Genomic DNA, 16,931 nt, shown 5'->3' with positions numbered 1-16,931 from the left:
CCGTCAGCTTTCGGGCAGTTCGATCGGGGTGTTTTCGTCAATGGCTGCGCGCAGGAAAGCGACCGCCGCCGCAAAGTCGCCGATCTCGAAATATTCCGACGTTATCCGTTCGCCATTGCGATTCATGAAATCGATCCGGGCCGTCTCGCGCGGGTCGAGCGCATCGAGGTGTTGCACCACCGCGAGCGGGAAGCGGAACACATGCCCTTGCGCGCTGCCGGCGAGGGCATCGGCGGCTGGCCCGCTTATCTGGTCACTGGCCCACACCATCCGGCGCGCATAGTCGGGCGGTGTCCATCGGGCCCAGCTGGCATTGGCGGGGCCGGGAAACATGCCACTCATGGTCGGGTCATAGAGATCAGGCGCGCGCTCGGTATGGCGCATCACCAGAATGGCCGAGATATAGTCGCCGCCATCCGGCAGGGCGATGGTAAAGCGGATATCGCCATCGACGCGGCTGACGCCCGCGCGGATGCGGCCGGTATCCTGGACGAGGGCCCAGACCGGTTGATCGGTGAGAATCTGGCGGTCGGCCAGCCAGGAGAAGGCCGTGCCGGGGAAGGTCATGTTGGGGACGCGCAGATAGCCCTCGAACGCGGTCAATACCCGGGCCCGCATCGCCAGCACGGCCTCGGAATCGCAGGCGAGTTCGCGCGCTTCGCTGGCGAATTCGGCGCCATAATCTCGGATCTGTGCCGGGGTGATCCCGCTGCGCAGCAAGGCACCGCGTGCCTGCAGCCGGGCGGCATCGAGGGCGGCGCGCTGGCGGTCGGTAAACAGGCCGCAATGGCTGTCCATCGCCAGTGCCGCTGTCCGTTCGCCATAGATCAAGTCGGCGTTCTGGGCTCCGGCAGCGCCGGTGAGGACAAACAGGCCCAGGGCCATGGCGTGACAGGCGCGGCGCATCTCAATTCCCCGAACATCCGAGGAAATGACACTAGCACGGCAAGTTTTACGACGCGTGAACGCGGCGGCGGCGCCAGATACCGCGGATCAGCATGATGAAGGCGACACCGAACAGCATGAAGGCGGCATCGCGTGTGTGGTCGAGCGCGAACTCCTGGACCCGCTCGCGCAGGCCCGGCGACGTCACGCTGTAATCGAGCGGGGTGACACCGCGCACGCTCCACACTGCGGCCCGGCCTTCAAGGGCGTGCCAGAGATTGGAGCGGGCCAGGCTGCGGCCGGCCGATTCAAACGAGGACATTTCCGGCGAGGTCAGGGTGCCGATCCAGCGGCCGGTCTGTTGCGGGTCACTGAACAGCGAGGCGACACCGATGCTGGTGCTGTCCTCGGGCGTCGCCGCCGGGGCGCTCTCATCGGCATAGGCCGCGGCCGCCAGGCGCATCAGGCCGCGTTGACCGCGGCTGCGCTCGGCCGCGCGCATGGCGGCGCCGAACTCGGCTGGCGCATTGCGGCTCATGGCGTCGACGCCGGTGCTGTCCGGTCCGATGATCAGCAGATTGTGGTTGGCCGGGGCGTGGTCGTTTTCCTCGCCATACCAGGCATAGAGCCAGGCTTCGCCGCTGACCAGGGCGCTGCGGGCCAGCACCGAGAGGGCGCCGAAACGGTCGGCGCGGGTGCGGGTGGTGAACTGCACCGCCGTACGTGAACCCTGGTCGGCACTGAAGGGCAGGCCGGAGGCGGCAAAGGTGCGCAGATCGGCATTGCGGCTCAGCAGGCGGGCATCGCGGACCTGCGGGCGGCCGAGGCGTTCGGCCGTGATCGCATCGGCAGCCACGAAGCTGCGGCCATAGCCGGCGAAGGAGCGCGCCGCGAACAGGCGGCCGGCGGCGACGGCTTCATCGATATTGCGGCCGGTGACGACCAGGCGCGGCGTCTCGCCGGCGCCGAAGGCGATCTCCGGTCCCTGGCTGCGGTCACCGGAGCGCAGGATGGCGCGGTCTTCGCCGTCGAGACGGTCATTTTCGGCGATGCGGATCACCAGATCGGCATTGGCCTCATCGCCGCCGAACAGCGGCACATTGCCGGCCCGCAGGGCCACGCCCTGGGCGACGAGGCTTTCCAGCGTTGCGCGCTCGCGGCTGATATCTGTGATCAGGGCGATGCGGCGCGGCGCGGCGAAATCGGCCGAGAGGGCCAGTTCCAGCTCGTCCAGCGAGGCAATCGGGCTGTCCTGTTCCAGGGTCAGGCGCAATTGCGAACGCCGGGCATCGACGATCCAGCCGGTGGTGGCGCTGTCGACACTATAGGAAACTTCCAGCGTGTTTTCGCCGGGCAGGATGTCGGCGGAAAACAGGGCGAAGCGGGCTTCCAGCGAACGCGGTTGCGGCCGGATCACGATCGGCTCGCCACCATTGATGGCGACGAGGATGCGGCCATTGGAATGATCGCTGGCCGGGCGCGCTGCGAGGCGCAGCCAGGCTTCCGAGCTGTAGGTATTGGGGGGCAGGTAGAAACGGATGCGGGTGCGTGACTGGCTGGAGGACAGGACGAAGGCATCCATCCCGGTCTCGAGATCGGCGAGCGTGCGCTCTTCGATCCGGGTGCTTTCGCTGCCATTCTGGTCCAGACTGGCCATTGCAGGATCGTTCTGATTCCCCTGCGCAAATGCCTGACTTGCTGCCGACGCACAAAGTGCCATCGCAACCAACGCAACTCGTACCAACATAGAACGCTCCCTTACCCCGTTAATACGTTATTAAGCAATTCGGCTGCCAGCAATGAAAATGATTCAATTAAAGACGAAAATCTGGGTCGATGCCTTGTTGCGACGGGCTGAATCGGGTCTGGCGGCGGCCTATGTGATTCGCCACGGAGACGAAGATGCGGGCGCGGTGCTGGTCAAGGTTGCAGACCTGGGCGGCCAGGCTGTGTTGTTTGTGCCGGCGCGGGACGAAAATGGTGAACGGGTCTGGACGCGCTATCGCCAGGGCCCGGTTCCCGAAGCGGAGGTGGATGCCTATTGCCAGCGCCGCGCCGGTGATGATCCGGATATCTGGGTCATCGAGATCGAGGACCGGGCGGGGCGGCATTTCCTGACCGAGCCGGTGGCGGATTTTTAACGATCCGCCGCTAGGATCGGGCGAGTTGGAATGGAAGGGTTCGCGGGGGTTGCGATGTTATTCTTGTTCAACGAAGCCGTATTCGACCTGGGCGATCTGGAGGCTGTGCTGCAGGACGGCACGATTCCCTTGCCGCCTTCCCAGTTCGAGACCCTGACGACCGGCCATCTGACCCTGTTGCTGCGTGAGGCGCTGTTCGTCGATCCGATGATGGCGACGAACAAACCGGACCGGACCCGGCACCTGGCGGCGCTGATCGCCTATCGCGCTCCTGGAGCCAATGCTCTGCTGGGTGTTCGCCCCGACAATGCCCGCGGGCCGGACGATGTCGGATTGCGCTTCGCCAATGTGCCGATGCTGATCCTGACCTATCTGTGGAAGCGCCAGACGAATGGCGAACTCGACCCGGCATTGATCAATGAAGAAGTCTGGAACCGGGTGACGGAAAACTTGCACAGCGCCCACTGATCGCGCTAGTTCGGGGCTTGCACTCTCAGCGGGCCAGTTCATGACTTCTCCGACGATTGATGCGCCGGAATGGGCGCGTCGCCGCAGCTTCGCCATTATCTCACACCCTGATGCCGGGAAGACGACGCTGACCGAGACCATGTTGCTCGCAGCCGGCGCGATCCGCATGGCCGGACAGGTGCGCGCGCGCGGCGAGAACCGCCGGACACGATCCGACTGGATGAAAATCGAGCAGGAGCGCGGGATTTCCGTGTCCGCCTCGGTGATGACGTTCGAGCATCGCGGCCTGTTGTTCAACCTGCTTGATACGCCCGGTCATGAAGACTTCTCCGAGGATACCTATCGCACGCTGACAGCTGCCGACAGCGCCATCATGGTGCTCGACGCCGCCAAGGGTGTTGAGCCGCGGACCCTGAAACTGGTCGAGGTCTGCCGCCTGCGCGATATCCCGATCGTCACCCTGATCAACAAGATGGACCGCGAGGCGCTCGACCCGGTCGATCTGCTGCAGGACATCCAGGACAAGCTGGCGCTTGATGCCGTGCCGATGCAATGGCCGGTCGGGTCCGGCCAGCGTTTCAAGGGCGTGGTCGATCTGGTGACCGATGAACTGGTGCTGTATCAGCGCCCCGGCGTCGAACATGATCGCGAGGCGGCATCGGAACGCTTGGCGCTTGATGGCCCGGAAATCCGCGAATTGCTCACCGATGAAGAGATCGAGGAGGCTCGCGACGGCGCCGAAGTGGCGCGCGAGCTTTGCCCGGCCTTCAATCCGCAAAGCTTCTTGGAAGGCCATATGACGCCGGTCTTCTTCGGCTCGGCCCTGCGCGGTTTCGGCGTGCGTGAATTGCTCGACGGGCTGGCCGACAAGATCCCCGGACCGGCACCGATGAAGGTGCAGATCAATGGCGAGCAGACCTTCATGCAGCCCGGCGACAAGGAAGTGTCCGGCTTCGTCTTCAAGGTGCAGGCGAATATGGACGCCAATCACCGCGACCGCGTTGCCTTTGTGCGCCTGTGCTCGGGCAAGTTCCGCCGCGGCATGAAGCTCAAGACCGAGACCGGCAAACAGCTCACCGTCTCCTCGCCGATCCTCTTCTTCGCCCAGGACCGCGAGATTGCCGACGAGGCCTTCGCCGGCGATGTGATGGGGGTTCCCAATCACGGCACGCTGCGCGTTGGCGACAGCCTGTCGGAGAGCGGCAAGCTGCGTTTTTCCGGCATCCCGAATTTCGCGCCGGAAATCCTGCGCCGCGCCCGTCTGGCCGATCCGCTCAAGGCGAAACACCTCAAGAAGGCGCTGGAAAGCCTGGCCGAGGAGGGTGTCACCCAGCTGTTCCGTCCGGTGCTCGGCGGCGATTTCATCGTCGGCGCGGTCGGCTCGCTGCAGATCGATGTGATGCGCGAACGCGTCGCGGCGGAATACGGACTCGAGGTCACCTTCGAGCCGGCACCCTACGAGACCGCACGCTGGCTCGGCGGCAGCGAGGCGGAGCTCGACGCCTTCGCCGAGCGGCACAAATCCGCCATGGCGCTCGATATTGACGGCAATCCGGTCTTCCTCGCCAAGAGCAATTGGGAAGTCTCCTATTCCGAGGAGAAATTCCCCAACGTCAAATTCCACCGCGTGCGCGAAAGGGCCTCCTGATGCGGCTGCAGGACGAGACCGGCTTTCTCGCCCAGTCGGGCGAATTGTGGACCCAGATCGTCGCGGTCTGGCAGACTTCGTTTCTCGGCGTCAGCGTCGGTCACGGCGTCAGCGCCGTAATCATTCTCCTGCTCGGCATCACCCTGCGCTCCATCCTCGCGAGGACGATTGTCGCCCTGCTCAAACGCATGGCGCAAAAGACCGAAAATGGTGTCGATGACGCCATTGTCGAGGCGCTGACCGGGCCGCTCAAACTCGTGCCGGTTATTGTCGCCCTGTTCTTCGCCATGAATATCCTCGAGGCAGGAACCGGCAGCACGGCCATTGCCGATGTCGACCGGATCATCCCCTCGCTGGTGGCGGTCGCGATTTTCTGGGCGCTGCACAATGCGGTCGATCCCCTCATGCATCTGATGCGGGCGCTCGAGAATGCGCTCACGCCGGTGATGCTCGACTGGCTCACCAAGGCGATGCGGATCCTGTTTGTCATTATCGGCGCCGCGGCCGTGCTGCAGATCTGGAATATCCCGGTTGGCGGCATCATCGCCGGGCTCGGCCTGTTCGGCGTTGCCGTTGGGCTGGGGGCGCAGGATTTGTTCAAGAATCTGATCGCCGGCCTTTTGATCCTGGCCGAGAAGCGCTTTTTGCCCGGCGACTGGATCAAGGTCGATGGCGTCGTCGAGGGCACGGTGGAGGAGATCAATTTCCGCTCCACCCTGGTGCGCCGCTTCGACAAGGGGCCGGTCTATGTCCCCAATTCAAAACTGTCCGACAATGCGGTGACGAATTTCTCCCGCATGACCCATCGCCGGACCTACTGGATTATCGGCGTGCGCTACGACACCACGGTCGAACAGCTCAAGGCCATTCGCGACCGCGTGCTCGACTATGTCACCAGCCATCCCGACTACGCCCAGGCGCCGGAAGTCTCGACCTTCATGCGGGTCGACAGTTTCGGCCCGTCCTCGATCGATTTCATGCTCTATTGCTTCACCCGGACGACAAATTGGGGCGAATGGCTGAGGTTGAAGGAAGACCTCGCCTTCACGATCAAGACGATCGTCGAGGAAGCCGGAACCGATTTCGCCTTCCCGTCGAGCTCGATCTATCTGGAGCAGGGCGCCGAATTGTTCTCGCCGCCGGAGGCGAACACCTAGCTGGATGCTGATGTGGCGGCAATGGTGGCCGCAGAGGCGGCGGCGATCATCGCGGCCTGGGCTGCGATGACAGCGGCCAGGGCATTGGCGCTGCGGGCCGGGTCCCGCTCATGGTCATTGAAGGCGATCAGCGCGGCCAGCCGGGTGCGGCCATGGCCCACCGATGTCGACGCTTTCGGCATGGCAGCCATGACGCGCGCGATTTCTGCCAGATCGGCCGGCGTGCGGCCGGCAGCGGCCCAGTCCATCGCCATGGCGCGATCACTGCGGCCGCGCAGGCCCGGCTCGGCGCGGCGCGCCTCCTCGAGCTGATGGAAGCGGACCAGCATCTGTTCCGGTGATTGCTCCAGCAATACACACTGACGCGCGCCGTCGCGGCGATGGCCGCGGGCCTGCCGGTCGGCACCAAACACGGCCTCTGCATGAGCGCGCGCAGCCAGAACGGCGGCCGGATGGCTGCCGGCCAGCACATGCGCGGCGGCGAAAGTGTCGGTGATCGCGGTATTGGCGCGCCACCAGGGCGGGCGCAGCGTGCGCTTCATTTCGAAGAAGGCGTCGACGGCTTGCGGTGTGGCATCGCCGAAACTGAGGATCAGCGCGGCGCGCGAGCCGCCCGCGTGGAGCGAGCCGGTGTTCGACGCCGCCCGTGCCTGCCGCAGCGCGTCGCGCGCGCCGAGGAAATTGTCGACCGCGACATTGTGTGCGGCCAGCATGGCAGCATAGACCCAGCGCATGGAGCCATTGGGCGCGCGAAACCCGCCCAGTGCCGTTTCCAGGGCGTCATGGCGGGCCTGGCAGGCCGCGACCAGTTCCGCTTCCTGGCCTTCGGCATGAACCAGCGCCGCCGCAGTAAAGGCCGCGGCCTGCCGGTCGGGCCGCGGGCGGCCTTCGCGCAGGGCGTCGGACAGGCGAATGAAGCGGGCAAGCGGGTCGGTCATGCTGGAACTCCTCACGTCAACTGCGTGGCAGGCTAGCAGACAGAGCCGGTGAAGCTGACCGGGAATGGAGGCGGGCGGGTCCCGCCCTAGGCGGCGATGTCGCGGCGCATGCGCCAGAATCGCATGGCGCGGGCGGCATCTTCCGGCGTGACGCGGTCATAGATCTGGCCGAGTTCGCGCGCATCGCGGAAGGCGTCTTCGGTGGCATTGCTGCGCAGCACGGCCAGGGTCACGAACAGCGCCTTGTCGAAGCCGGCCGAGCGGCAGATCAGCGCCAGCGGGTCGATGCAGTCCTGTTCGATGGCGCGGCGGGCCGCGACGCGGTCAACGCCGGTCATTTCGGCAAAGGCGACGTGGAAACGGGTCATTCCGCGCTCGCGCAACAGCCGCGCCAGCAGGCTGCCATCGAGCATTTTACGCACCGCCATGCCGCGGACGAATTTCTCCGCCTCCTGCACGTCGCGGTCCTGTTCCATGCGCTGGCTGAGGCGTGCGTGCGAGGCGGCGAGCGCCTGTTCGACCACGGCCGGCTCCATGCCGTCAAAGCGTTCCAGGATATGATCGCGCAACTGATTTTCCACCGTCAGCATCAAGTCGCCGAGCAAATCGGCCGGCGTGTCCTTGCGGGTCACGAGCGGCGCCTGCAGCACCTTGGACCGTTCGGCCCGCTCGCTGACTGATTCAAAGCTTTCGCGTGACAGGCGCGCACCCTCATTGCGGACCAGCACCGCCACCGTCTCGTCATCGCCGCGGCGGACAATGGTGTCGGACAGGCGTTCGGACACTTCCTCGCGCTGGGAAATTGCCTTGAGCTGGGGCTGGGCGCCCTGTTCGGCGATCGAGAGCAGTTCCGCCTCGCTCAGGGCGGTGGAGCGCGCCAGGATCGGTCCAGCGACCTCAATCGCGTCACGGGCCAGCTTGAGCAATACGCCGCGCGGCGCCAGCGGCGCATCGGCGAAGCGTTCCGCCAGCTCGGCGCGGGCGCCCTGCGCTGTCTGTTCGGCCAGGGCGCTGAGCACATCGTCGAATTCCTGCGACACCGGCGTGTCGCGCTCCGGGGGCGCGTCGAAGAACATGTCGGTGACTTCGCGCAGCAGGGTGCGGCGGCGATCGCTTGATCGCTCCTTGGCCAGATCCAGGAGGCTGTTCAGCTTGCTGATGACGGCCATGAAACGTCTCTCTTTGGTGTCACTGCCAGGGTGTTGAGGGACATCATGCCTGTTGTAGGTAAAAGAATTGTCTTCGGGATCGACTTAATTGTCCCGGAAACGGCTTGCCTGTCAGTGCGGGCCGGGCCGGGTGGCGCGAAGGGCGGCGATCTCGCGGGCGCTGGGCGGCCGTTCGCTGGCGGCCTCGATCTGTGCCGCGATATCGCTGGCCAGACCGGTGATGCGTTGCGGCGAAGGCCGGGGTGCCGGCGTCGAGGCCAGCAGGGCACAACTGCCATCGACATCCTCGAGCCCTGGCGGTGTCCAGACCCAGGAGCGGCAGCGGGCGTCGTCATCGCACAGCGCCGCGCACATGGCCTGATTGCCCTCGGTGAGGCTGGTTCGCTGATAGACCGAACCGAGCCGGGTCCAGCCCGTCAGCACGTCACCGGCGCTGGCGGGCGCCGCTGTCAGGCCGCAACAGGCCAGGACAATCAACATGGTTTTGAAGAAGCGCATGGGCGCACCATGCCGGTGCCGGGCTAACAAATACTTGCCGGCCAGGTGGCCGCGCTGCAGCGCGGTCAGCGCCGGCGGCCGGCCCGTTTTGCCGCAACGGCCCGGTCAGGTTCTATCACTTCGACCGCCTCAGCCGGCGGTGCCGATGCGGTATCGCGGCCCTCCGCGGCCAGATAGCTGCGCACGCTGTGCGCCTGCATTGGCTGGCCGAATATATAGCCCTGGATAAACCGGGCGCCCATCGTCTTGAGACGGTCGAGCTCGACGATGGATTCCACGCCCTCGACAACGCAATCGAGATTGAGCGACCGGCCCAGATTGATGATGGTCTGGATGATCTTGCCCGCTGACGGGTCCTTGAGCAGCGGCACCACGAAGGAGCGGTCGATCTTGATCTTGCTGACCGGCAGCTGGTGCAGATAGCTGAAGCTGGAATAGCCGGCGCCAAAATCGTCGAGCGCCAGCCGGCAGCCCAATGCCGCCATGCGCTCGATCGAGCGGCGCGCCTGGTCGATATCGGCCATCATCGCCGTTTCGGTGATCTCGAACTCGATCCGCTCCGGCGCGATCCCGCTTTGCTTGACGAGGTCGAGGATTTCGCTGACCGCGACCGGCGACATCAGATCATGGCCGGACAGGTTGAAGGAGACCTGGATGTGTTCGGGCCAGTCCTGCACCGCGTCCAATGTCTTGGCCAGCAGGACCGGGGTGACCTTGCGGATCAGGCCCGAGGCTTCCGCGACCTTGATGAAACTGTCCGGGTTGACCGCGCCGAGCGCGGGGCTGTCCCAGCGTGCCAGCGCCTCGAAACCATAGGTGCGGCCACTGTCCAGATCGTGTTGCGGCTGGAAGACGATGCTGAGCTCATCATTCAGATTGCCGTCGCGCATCGCCTGGTCGATGCGGCCGAAGCCCTGCATCTCGGCCTCGTGGCGATTATTGAAAAGCACTGCCTCGCCGCGGGTGTTGCGCTTGGCGTGGTACATGGCGAAATCGCCGCGTTCCATCCATTGCCGGATCGACAGATCCTCACGGTCGCAGACAACCAGGCCTGCCGAGGCGGAAATGTGGGCGTGGATGGAATCGAGCACATAGGGCTGGCCGAGCTCGGCGCAGATCGAACGTCCGAATTCTTCAAGACTGGTCCTGATGCGGTCATGGGGCAGCAGGATTGCAAATTCATCGCCGCCCAGCCGCGCCACGATTGCCTGGCGCGGTGCGGCGGCGCTCAGCCGCCGGGCGACTTCGCCCAGCAATTCATCGCCGACCGAATGGCCGTAAGTGTCATTGACCGGCTTGAAGCCGTCGAGGTCGATCAGCACCAGCATGGGCGCCTGGCCGGGCTGCCGCCGGCTGGCGATGGCGGTGCCGAAGGCATTGAAGAAGCTGAAGCGATTGGCCAGACCGGTCAGGGAATCCCGTTCGGCCATTTCACGCGTCTGGGCGGTGAGCGCCTCGGCCTTTTCGGCCAGCATTTCCGATTTCGCAGCGAGGAGCTCGGCCCGGCGGCGGTTTTCGTCGGCTTCGAGGCGGGCGGTGGTGGCGCGGAAGACGGCGCCCCGCATCAGCATTGCCATCCCGGCGGCGCTGATACTGGCCGCCAGGGCCATGAACAGGTATTCGCCCAGTATTTCGGGCATGTGGACCGCCACAAAGCTCAACAATGCGGCAATGGTGATCGCGATGCTGGGGAGCGTGGTGCGCAGGCTGATACAGGTCGTCGCGAATATCGGCATGGCGAGGATGAAATAGGCGAGGTTTTCGGCCTCGAAACTCAGTGCCATCTGGACCGTGATATTGCCGAGCAGTATCGCATTTGCCGCCAGACCGTAAAACTCGATCGTGCGCTTGCGGCAGGCCGAGCGGGCCAGCCGGTGCATGACACCGGCCGCAATCGCCGAGCCGCTGATCAGCGCGAAGAGGACGGCATAGGTGGCGACCGGGAAATCCTGCGGGATGACGATGTAGGACAGGGTCAGCAGGCCGTAATACAGGCAGAGGGCAAACAGGAATCCGCGGACGACCGGCCGGAAGGCGATCGCCATTTCCCGTTCGACCGCATCAGCCGACGGCGCTGGCTGATCCGTTGCCTGGTCGGCCAGTTTGCTTTTCTCGCTTGTAGTCACGCGCTATCCCCGGTCCAGATAGTGGCAATTAGAAACAGACTTTTCTTAAGGCCAGTCTAAGATTGTGCGCTGCCGTCACGCGACTGTGCGTGAAATGTGTAAACAGGCATGCATTTCAGGGCGTTGTGACAGCTGCGTGCAGGGTTTGCGGCCGGGTGCCGCAGCGTCGCATCGCGATGACCACCGCAAGTCGGTCGGGCAATGCTGTCAGCAGCCCGTTGCGTCGGCGCATAACAGGCTCAAATCAAAGTTGAACTCGCCGCGCGCCGGGGTTACCAGAACCCCAGCAAGGGGATGTGTCATGGTTTCGAGTTCGCACGGCGTCAGTGCACGGCTGACCGCTTTCGTTGAAAGCAGCGCATTTCGCAATTTCATCATGGCGGTGATCGTGTTCAACGCGGTCACGCTCGGCCTCGACACCCTGCCTTTCAACGCCGACTGGTTCATGCAGTCGCTGCCGCTGATCGACCGGGTCGTGGTCGGGGTTTTCCTGGTCGAACTGGCGCTCAAACTGGCCGCCTACCGGCTGCGCTTCTTCCGCTCCGGCTGGAACTGGTTCGACCTGATCGTGATCCTCGCCTCGGTGTTGCCGATGGCGGGCAGCTTCTCGGTGCTGCGCTCGCTGCGCATCCTGCGCGCCTTCCGCCTGTTCTCGGTGATGCCGGAAATGCGCAAGGTCGTCGAAGCCCTGCTGCGGGCCATCCCGGGCATGGGGGCGGTGATGGCGGTGCTGGGGCTGACTTTTTACGTCTCCGCCGTGATGGCGACCAAGCTTTACTCGGAAACCAATCCGGAGCGGTTCGGCACGCTGGGCGACACCGCCTTCTCGCTGTTCCAGGTGATGACGCTGGAGGGCTGGGCCACGGATCTGGCGCTGCCGGTGATGGAATTCCATCCCTGGGCCTGGCTGTTCTTCCTCGTCTTTATCGTGCTGACCAGTTTCGCCATTCTCAACCTGTTCATCGCCATCATCGTCGACAGCCTGCAATCGAAGCATTTCGATGCCGAGGAAGAACGCGATGCCGAGGTCGGCGAGGATGTGGTCGAGCTGCAAAGCGAGATCGCGGGCCTGCGTGAGCAGATCGCGGTGCTGAGCGATCTGGTTCAGCGCTCCCTGGGATCGCCTGCGGCGGGTGAGGGCGTGCCCTCGAGCAGCGCCTCGAAAGCGCCCGACAATTCCGAATAGAAGGCGGCGAGCCTTTCCTCGCGTTCCGAACGGGTGCGCGGCGCCGGGGCGCTGAGCGCGTGGACCGGAATGCCCTGGTGCACGCGCGTCATATAGCGTTGCCAGATCGTGGCCGGCAGACCGCCGCCGGTGACATTGCGCATCGGGCTGTCATCATCATTGCCGACCCAGACGCCGGCGGTGTAGTCGGCGGTGAAGCCGATGAACCAGGCGTCGCGGAAGGACTGGCTGGTACCGGTCTTGCCGCCGACGGCGCGACCTCCGGCGAGGATGGCGCGGCGTCCGGTGCCCGATAATACCACGTCCTGCAGCATGGTGGACATCGGCCGCGCCACCTCCGGCGCCAGCGCCCGGACCGGGGCCGCTTCGGGATGCTCGTACAACACGTCGCCGCGCGAATTGGTGATGCTCTCGACGAACCAGGGATCAAAGCGCTGTCCGTCGCGCGGGAAGACCGAGTAGGCCGCCGTCAGTTCCAGCAGATTGACCTCGGCGGCACCGAGCGCGATTGCCGGCAATTCCGGCAGGGTCGAGCGGATACCGAGCCGGTGACCGGTCTCGACAATGCGCGCCAGCCCGACATCGCTGGCGACCTGGGCCGCGACGGTATTGATCGAGCGCCGCAGCGCTTCCTGCAGGGTGACGAGGCCGCGATAGCCGCCGGAGAAATTCTCCGGCTCCCAGCCGTCGAGATCGACCGGTTCGTCCCAGACGGCCGAGGAGGGGTCGTAACCCGCTTCCAGCGCGGCGGTGAAGACAACCGGCTTGAAGGCCGAGCCGGGCTGGCGCTGGGCCTGCAGGGCGCGGTTGAACTGGCTGGTGAGATAGTCGCGCCCGCCGGCAAAGGCGCGGATCGCCCCGTCCTGTGCCAGCAAAACAATCGCTGCCTCGCTGGCATTGGCCGCGGCGCCATCGCTATCGAGCACGCCGGCAATGCTTTCCCGCGCCGCCAGGGTCAGCGCCGGATCAATCGTGGTGCGGATCACCAGGTCGGGCACTTCGGCCGGCAGCAGGCGCGCCGCTTCGAGCACCGCATAATCAAACACATAGCCCCAGGTCACCCCGGCCTGCGGGTCGAGGCTGGCGGGCACCGGCACGCCCGGATTGGCGATCGCCTCGGCATGGTCGTCGTCGCTGATGAAACCCGCCTCCAGCATCGCCGCCAGCACCTGCGCCGCGCGCGCCTGGGCCGCTTCCAGATTGACCGTCGGGTCGAGCCGCGAGGGCGCCTTGGGCAGGGCCGCCAGCATCGCCGCCTCGGCGAGGGTGAGATCGGTCGCCGGTTTGGAGAAATAGCGATGCGCCGCCGCCTCGACGCCAAAGGCGCGGGCACCGAGATAAATGCGGTTGAGATAGAGCTCGAGGATTTCGGTCTTGGTGAGATTGTCCTCCAGCGCCCAGGCGAGCCGCATCTCCTGCAGCTTGCGCCGCAACAGCCGGTCCGGGGTGAGGATCAGATTCTTTACCAGCTGCATGGTGATGGTCGAGCCGCCCTGCACCGAGCGTCCAGCGCGCAGATTGGTCCATAGCGCCCGCGCCACGCCGCGATAATCGACGCCATTATGTTCATAAAAGCGCTGGTCCTCGATCGCCAGGAAGGCCTGCGGCACATAAGCCGGCAGCGCATCGAGCGACACCGCGCGCGCATACAGCGGTCCGCGCACGGCGAGCACATCGCCATTTGTGTCGAGCACGGTGACCGAAGGCTCCAGCCGCACCGACCATAATTCCGCCGCCGAGCCCGGCGTTGGCGGCAGATCATGGAAGGCCCAGTCCCACACCATCAGCGCCGCAATCAGCATGCCGAGCAGGCTGATACCGGTCACGCTGGCGCCGATGATCAGCGTGCGCCGTTGGCGTTGCTCGCGTTCCATCATGTGATCGGCGCGATACGGCTCGTTGAACATGCTATAGCCACCCGAAATCCGGCCCCGCCCAAACGCGCGGGTCCGCAGCAAACTCAAGGCCCCAACAAATGGGCCAAATTCAGGCGATAGACATGACACAGCCTTTCTGGAAAACGAAAACATTGTCACAATTGAGCAAGCCGGAATGGGAATCGCTGTGCGATGGCTGCGGCAAATGCTGCCTGATCCAGCTGGAAGACGAGGATTCAGGCCTGCGCCTGCACACCGACGTCACCTGCCGCCTGTTCAACGCCGACACCTGCCGCTGCGGCGACTACACCAACCGCAAAAAGCGCGTCCCCGACTGCGTCATCCTCACCCCGAAAAACGTCACCGAACTGGAATGGATGCCCCAGACCTGCGCCTACCGCCTGATCGGCGAGGGCAAGGACCTCTATGACTGGCACCCCTTGGTGTCCGGCGATCCGATGAGCGTGCATGAAGCCGGCATGTCGATCCGCAACCAGGTGATCTCCGAGGATGATGTCGATCCGGAAGACTGGGAAGACCGGATTGTGGAATGGCCCGGCGAGGGGGATGAGGAGGAGTAGCTTCTGCTCTCCTCACTCTTTTCAAAATTCCAAAACCTTTGTCATCCCGGACGGATGCCCCGCGCAGGCGGGGCGCAGGTCCGGGACCTACCCGTGTCTCCAGCTGGAAGAACGGGTAGGTCCCGGAGCTACGCCCGGATCGCTGGCGCGTCCGGGCATCCGTCCGGGATGACAAGGGTTTGGTGATTTGGAGGTGGAAGGTGGGTTTCGGCATGGGTTCCAGGGGGCGGGCGGGCTGGCTTGGTGCCGTGCGGCGTTCCCGGTGCCCGTTCTCAGCCGTCTACATGGCCCGCCTCACCCGCCCCTTCGGGGCCCCCTCTCCTCGCGGAGAGGGAAGGGGGGCGCCATCATTTTCCTCCCTCAAACCGCCCAAATCGCGCCGATTGCGCGGATAACCGCCCCGCTATCCACGCCGCCTCAGATAAAATCCCCAACCCCCACGCGCCCTTGCGCGAAAATTTCGGCAAACAATCCGACCGGTACGGCTCGATGCCTAATATCCGGCATGACCCAAGAACCCGAAAAAACTGAACCACCCGAACCGGCCGAGAGGCCGGAGACGGCCAAGACGCCGCGGCGCGATGCTGCGGCCTGGTATCCGCATATTCTGCAATACCGCGGCGGCACGCCGGCGCGGGTGATTGCCGAGCGTCTCGGCGGCACGCGCCATACCGTCTATCGCGCCGAGGCGCGATTGCGGGGCCTGCCGCCGGAGAAAATGGCGGCGGTGCGCGAGGAGGCGTTGAAGCGGCGGCGGCTGGAAGCCGAGGCTGAATATCTGATCGGCGATCCGGCTGTCGCGACGAAAATCGCCAATGCCTATGTCGCGCTGCGCCGCGCCGAACATGAGGAAAGGACCGCGATGATGGAAACGAGACATGCCGCCACGCCGGGCGAGAACAAGGAGGCGAAGTTGAGCGATGCCGAAGTCGAACTCCTGCGCGCCGACCTTCGACGTCGATACATTCCTGAACTGCCCGCCCGAGCAGAAGGTTCTGATGCTGGAAGCGGCGACGGAAGGCCAGCTGCTCGAACTCGCGAGTGACTTTCACGGCACCGCCACCCCCGCCCAGCTGCCCCCGCCCGGCGACTGGCTGATCTGGCTTTTCCTTGGCGGGCGCGGGGCGGGCAAGACGCGTGCCGGGGCTGAATGGGTGCGGGCGCAGGTGAAGGCCGGTGTCCGCCGCATCGCCCTGGTGGGGCCGACTTTCAATGATGTCCGCGAGGTGATGATTGACGGGCCGTCCGGCCTGGCGAATATCGGGCGCGAGGCCGAGCGTCCGCGCTATGAAGTCTCGCGCAAGCGGCTGATCTGGCCGTGCGGGGCGGAGGGCTTTGCCTTCTCCGCCGAGGATCCGGACGGGCTGCGGGGGCCACAATTCGAGCTGGCCTGGGGCGATGAATTCGCCGCCTGGGCGGAACCGCAAAAGACGCTCGATACCCTGCGCATGGGACTCAGGCTGGGCGATCAGCCACGCCTGATGCTGTCGACGACACCGCGGCCGATCCCGGCGCTCAAGGCGTTGATGAAGGCGACGGGCGTTGCAAGCTCGCATCAACCGACTTCGGAGAATGCCGCCAATCTGGCACCGGGCTTTCTTGCCGCCATGCAGGCGGCCTATGGCGGCTCGTCGCTGGGGCGCCAGGAGATCGAGGGCGTGCTGATCGATGACCCGGCCGGGGCGCTGTGGCGCCGCGCCGATATCGAGGCAGCCATTGTCGCCAGACCGCCCGAGCTCGACCGCATCATCGTCGCGGTGGACCCGCCGGCGACCGGCGGCGCGCGTTCCGATGAATGCGGCATCGTCATTGCCGGCGCGTGCGGCGAGGGCGCCCTTCGGCGCGCTTATGTGCTCGCTGACCGTTCATTCGGTCCGGCCATGCCGGCCGACTGGGCCCGCATCGTGGCGGAGAGTTTCGAGGCCTTTGAGGCCGACGGCTTGGTGGCCGAGGCCAATCAGGGCGGCGAGATGGTGCGTTCGGTGTTGCAGGCGGCCTCGAGCGGCCTGCCGGTGCGGCTGGTGCATGCCAGCCGCGGCAAGCATGTGCGGGCCGAACCGGTCGCCGCGCTCTATGCGGCAGGCCGGGTGTTTCATGCCGGACGTTTCGCGGCGCTGGAGGACCAGATGTGTGCCTTCGGAGCGCCGGAAGGCCCGCGCACCAGCCCGGACCGGGTCGATGCCCTGGTCTGGGCGATCACGGATCTGCTGCTGCAGACACGGGCCGGGCCGAGGATCCGACGGCTTTAGGGGCGCGT

The 16,931-nt window shown here is 65.3% G+C and carries 15 protein-coding genes; 8 read left to right on the top strand and 7 right to left on the bottom strand.

The window, feature by feature from the left end; genetic code table 11:
• Positions 1 to 3 precede the first annotated feature (3 nt).
• Together ACN0YL_RS11570 and ACN0YL_RS11565 are read right to left on the bottom strand one after the other, a co-directional pair.
• Entirely contained in the window at positions 4 to 906 is a 903-nt protein-coding gene (locus tag ACN0YL_RS11570) for a hypothetical protein (RefSeq protein WP_417491387.1), read from the bottom strand.
• 46 nt (positions 907 to 952) lie between these two features.
• Positions 953 to 2,542, bottom strand: coding sequence for a hypothetical protein (locus tag ACN0YL_RS11565; protein WP_417498081.1), 1,590 nt, complete (start codon positions 2,540 to 2,542; stop codon positions 953 to 955).
• 142 nt (positions 2,543 to 2,684) lie between these two features.
• Here ACN0YL_RS11565 and ACN0YL_RS11560 point away from each other — a divergent pair, with 142 nt between their 5' ends.
• Genes ACN0YL_RS11560 through ACN0YL_RS11545 form a run of 4 tightly spaced genes read left to right on the top strand, consistent with a single transcriptional unit; the run spans position 2,685 to position 6,299 of the window.
• Positions 2,685 to 3,026 (top strand): DUF1491 family protein, encoded by a 342-nt coding sequence (locus ACN0YL_RS11560; RefSeq protein ID WP_417498080.1) that lies wholly within the window; start codon positions 2,685 to 2,687, stop codon positions 3,024 to 3,026.
• Between the two features lie 54 nt (positions 3,027 to 3,080).
• Positions 3,081 to 3,494, top strand: a complete 414-nt coding sequence (locus tag ACN0YL_RS11555) for a hypothetical protein (protein WP_417468876.1) — start codon at positions 3,081 to 3,083, stop codon at positions 3,492 to 3,494.
• 40 nt (positions 3,495 to 3,534) lie between these two features.
• Positions 3,535 to 5,142, top strand: a complete 1,608-nt coding sequence (locus ACN0YL_RS11550; RefSeq protein ID WP_417498079.1) for a peptide chain release factor 3 — start codon at positions 3,535 to 3,537, stop codon at positions 5,140 to 5,142.
• Positions 5,142 to 6,299: a mechanosensitive ion channel family protein gene (locus tag ACN0YL_RS11545; RefSeq protein WP_417491391.1), complete on the top strand. Its 1,158-nt coding sequence runs from the start codon at positions 5,142 to 5,144 to the stop codon at positions 6,297 to 6,299. Before ACN0YL_RS11550 ends, ACN0YL_RS11545 begins: the two co-directional genes overlap by 1 nt.
• On the opposite strand, the gene ACN0YL_RS11540 is transcribed toward ACN0YL_RS11545, so the two are convergent.
• The 4 genes from ACN0YL_RS11540 to ACN0YL_RS11525 form a co-directional block, all read right to left on the bottom strand.
• The gene (locus tag ACN0YL_RS11540) at positions 6,296 to 7,237 is read right to left on the bottom strand and encodes a hypothetical protein (RefSeq protein WP_417498078.1); all 942 of its coding nucleotides are present in this window, start codon (positions 7,235 to 7,237) and stop codon (positions 6,296 to 6,298) included. The genes ACN0YL_RS11545 and ACN0YL_RS11540 overlap by 4 nt on opposite strands.
• Positions 7,238 to 7,323: 86 nt before the next feature.
• Entirely contained in the window at positions 7,324 to 8,406 is a 1,083-nt protein-coding gene (locus ACN0YL_RS11535; RefSeq protein ID WP_417498077.1) for a DUF2336 domain-containing protein, read from the bottom strand.
• A 111-nt stretch (positions 8,407 to 8,517) separates the two neighbouring features.
• Entirely contained in the window at positions 8,518 to 8,904 is a 387-nt protein-coding gene (locus tag ACN0YL_RS11530; RefSeq protein ID WP_417491394.1) for a PAN domain-containing protein, read from the bottom strand.
• Between the two features lie 65 nt (positions 8,905 to 8,969).
• On the bottom strand, positions 8,970 to 11,030 hold the full coding sequence (locus ACN0YL_RS11525; RefSeq protein WP_417498076.1) for a putative bifunctional diguanylate cyclase/phosphodiesterase: 2,061 nt from the start codon (positions 11,028 to 11,030) through the stop codon (positions 8,970 to 8,972).
• A 301-nt stretch (positions 11,031 to 11,331) separates the two neighbouring features.
• On the opposite strand from ACN0YL_RS11525, the gene ACN0YL_RS11520 reads away from it, so the two are divergent.
• Positions 11,332 to 12,216, top strand: a complete 885-nt coding sequence (locus tag ACN0YL_RS11520; RefSeq protein ID WP_417498075.1) for an ion transporter — start codon at positions 11,332 to 11,334, stop codon at positions 12,214 to 12,216.
• Here ACN0YL_RS11520 and ACN0YL_RS11515 read toward each other — a convergent pair.
• Positions 12,135 to 14,123 (bottom strand): transglycosylase domain-containing protein, encoded by a 1,989-nt coding sequence (locus ACN0YL_RS11515; RefSeq protein WP_417498074.1) that lies wholly within the window; start codon positions 14,121 to 14,123, stop codon positions 12,135 to 12,137. The two genes, ACN0YL_RS11520 and ACN0YL_RS11515, sit on opposite strands and share 82 nt — an antisense overlap.
• 68 nt (positions 14,124 to 14,191) lie before the next feature.
• Here ACN0YL_RS11515 and ACN0YL_RS11510 point away from each other — a divergent pair, with 68 nt between their 5' ends.
• The 3 genes from ACN0YL_RS11510 (at position 14,192) to ACN0YL_RS11500 (ending at position 16,923) form a co-directional block, all read left to right on the top strand.
• Positions 14,192 to 14,674, top strand: coding sequence for a YcgN family cysteine cluster protein (locus tag ACN0YL_RS11510; protein WP_417498073.1), 483 nt, complete (start codon positions 14,192 to 14,194; stop codon positions 14,672 to 14,674).
• Between the two features lie 505 nt (positions 14,675 to 15,179).
• A complete protein-coding gene (locus ACN0YL_RS11505) occupies positions 15,180 to 15,719 on the top strand; it encodes a hypothetical protein (RefSeq protein ID WP_417498072.1) in 540 nt (179 codons plus the stop codon).
• Entirely contained in the window at positions 15,673 to 16,923 is a 1,251-nt protein-coding gene (locus ACN0YL_RS11500; protein WP_417498094.1) for a DNA-packaging protein, read from the top strand. The genes ACN0YL_RS11505 and ACN0YL_RS11500 overlap by 47 nt, the downstream gene beginning before the upstream one ends.
• The last annotated feature ends 8 nt before the right edge of the window (positions 16,924 to 16,931 follow it).

The organism is Maricaulis sp. (assembly GCF_048269565.1).
In the GTDB taxonomy this organism is placed as follows: domain Bacteria; phylum Pseudomonadota; class Alphaproteobacteria; order Caulobacterales; family Maricaulaceae; genus Maricaulis.
This window is presented reverse-complemented; position numbering and strand designations above follow the sequence as displayed.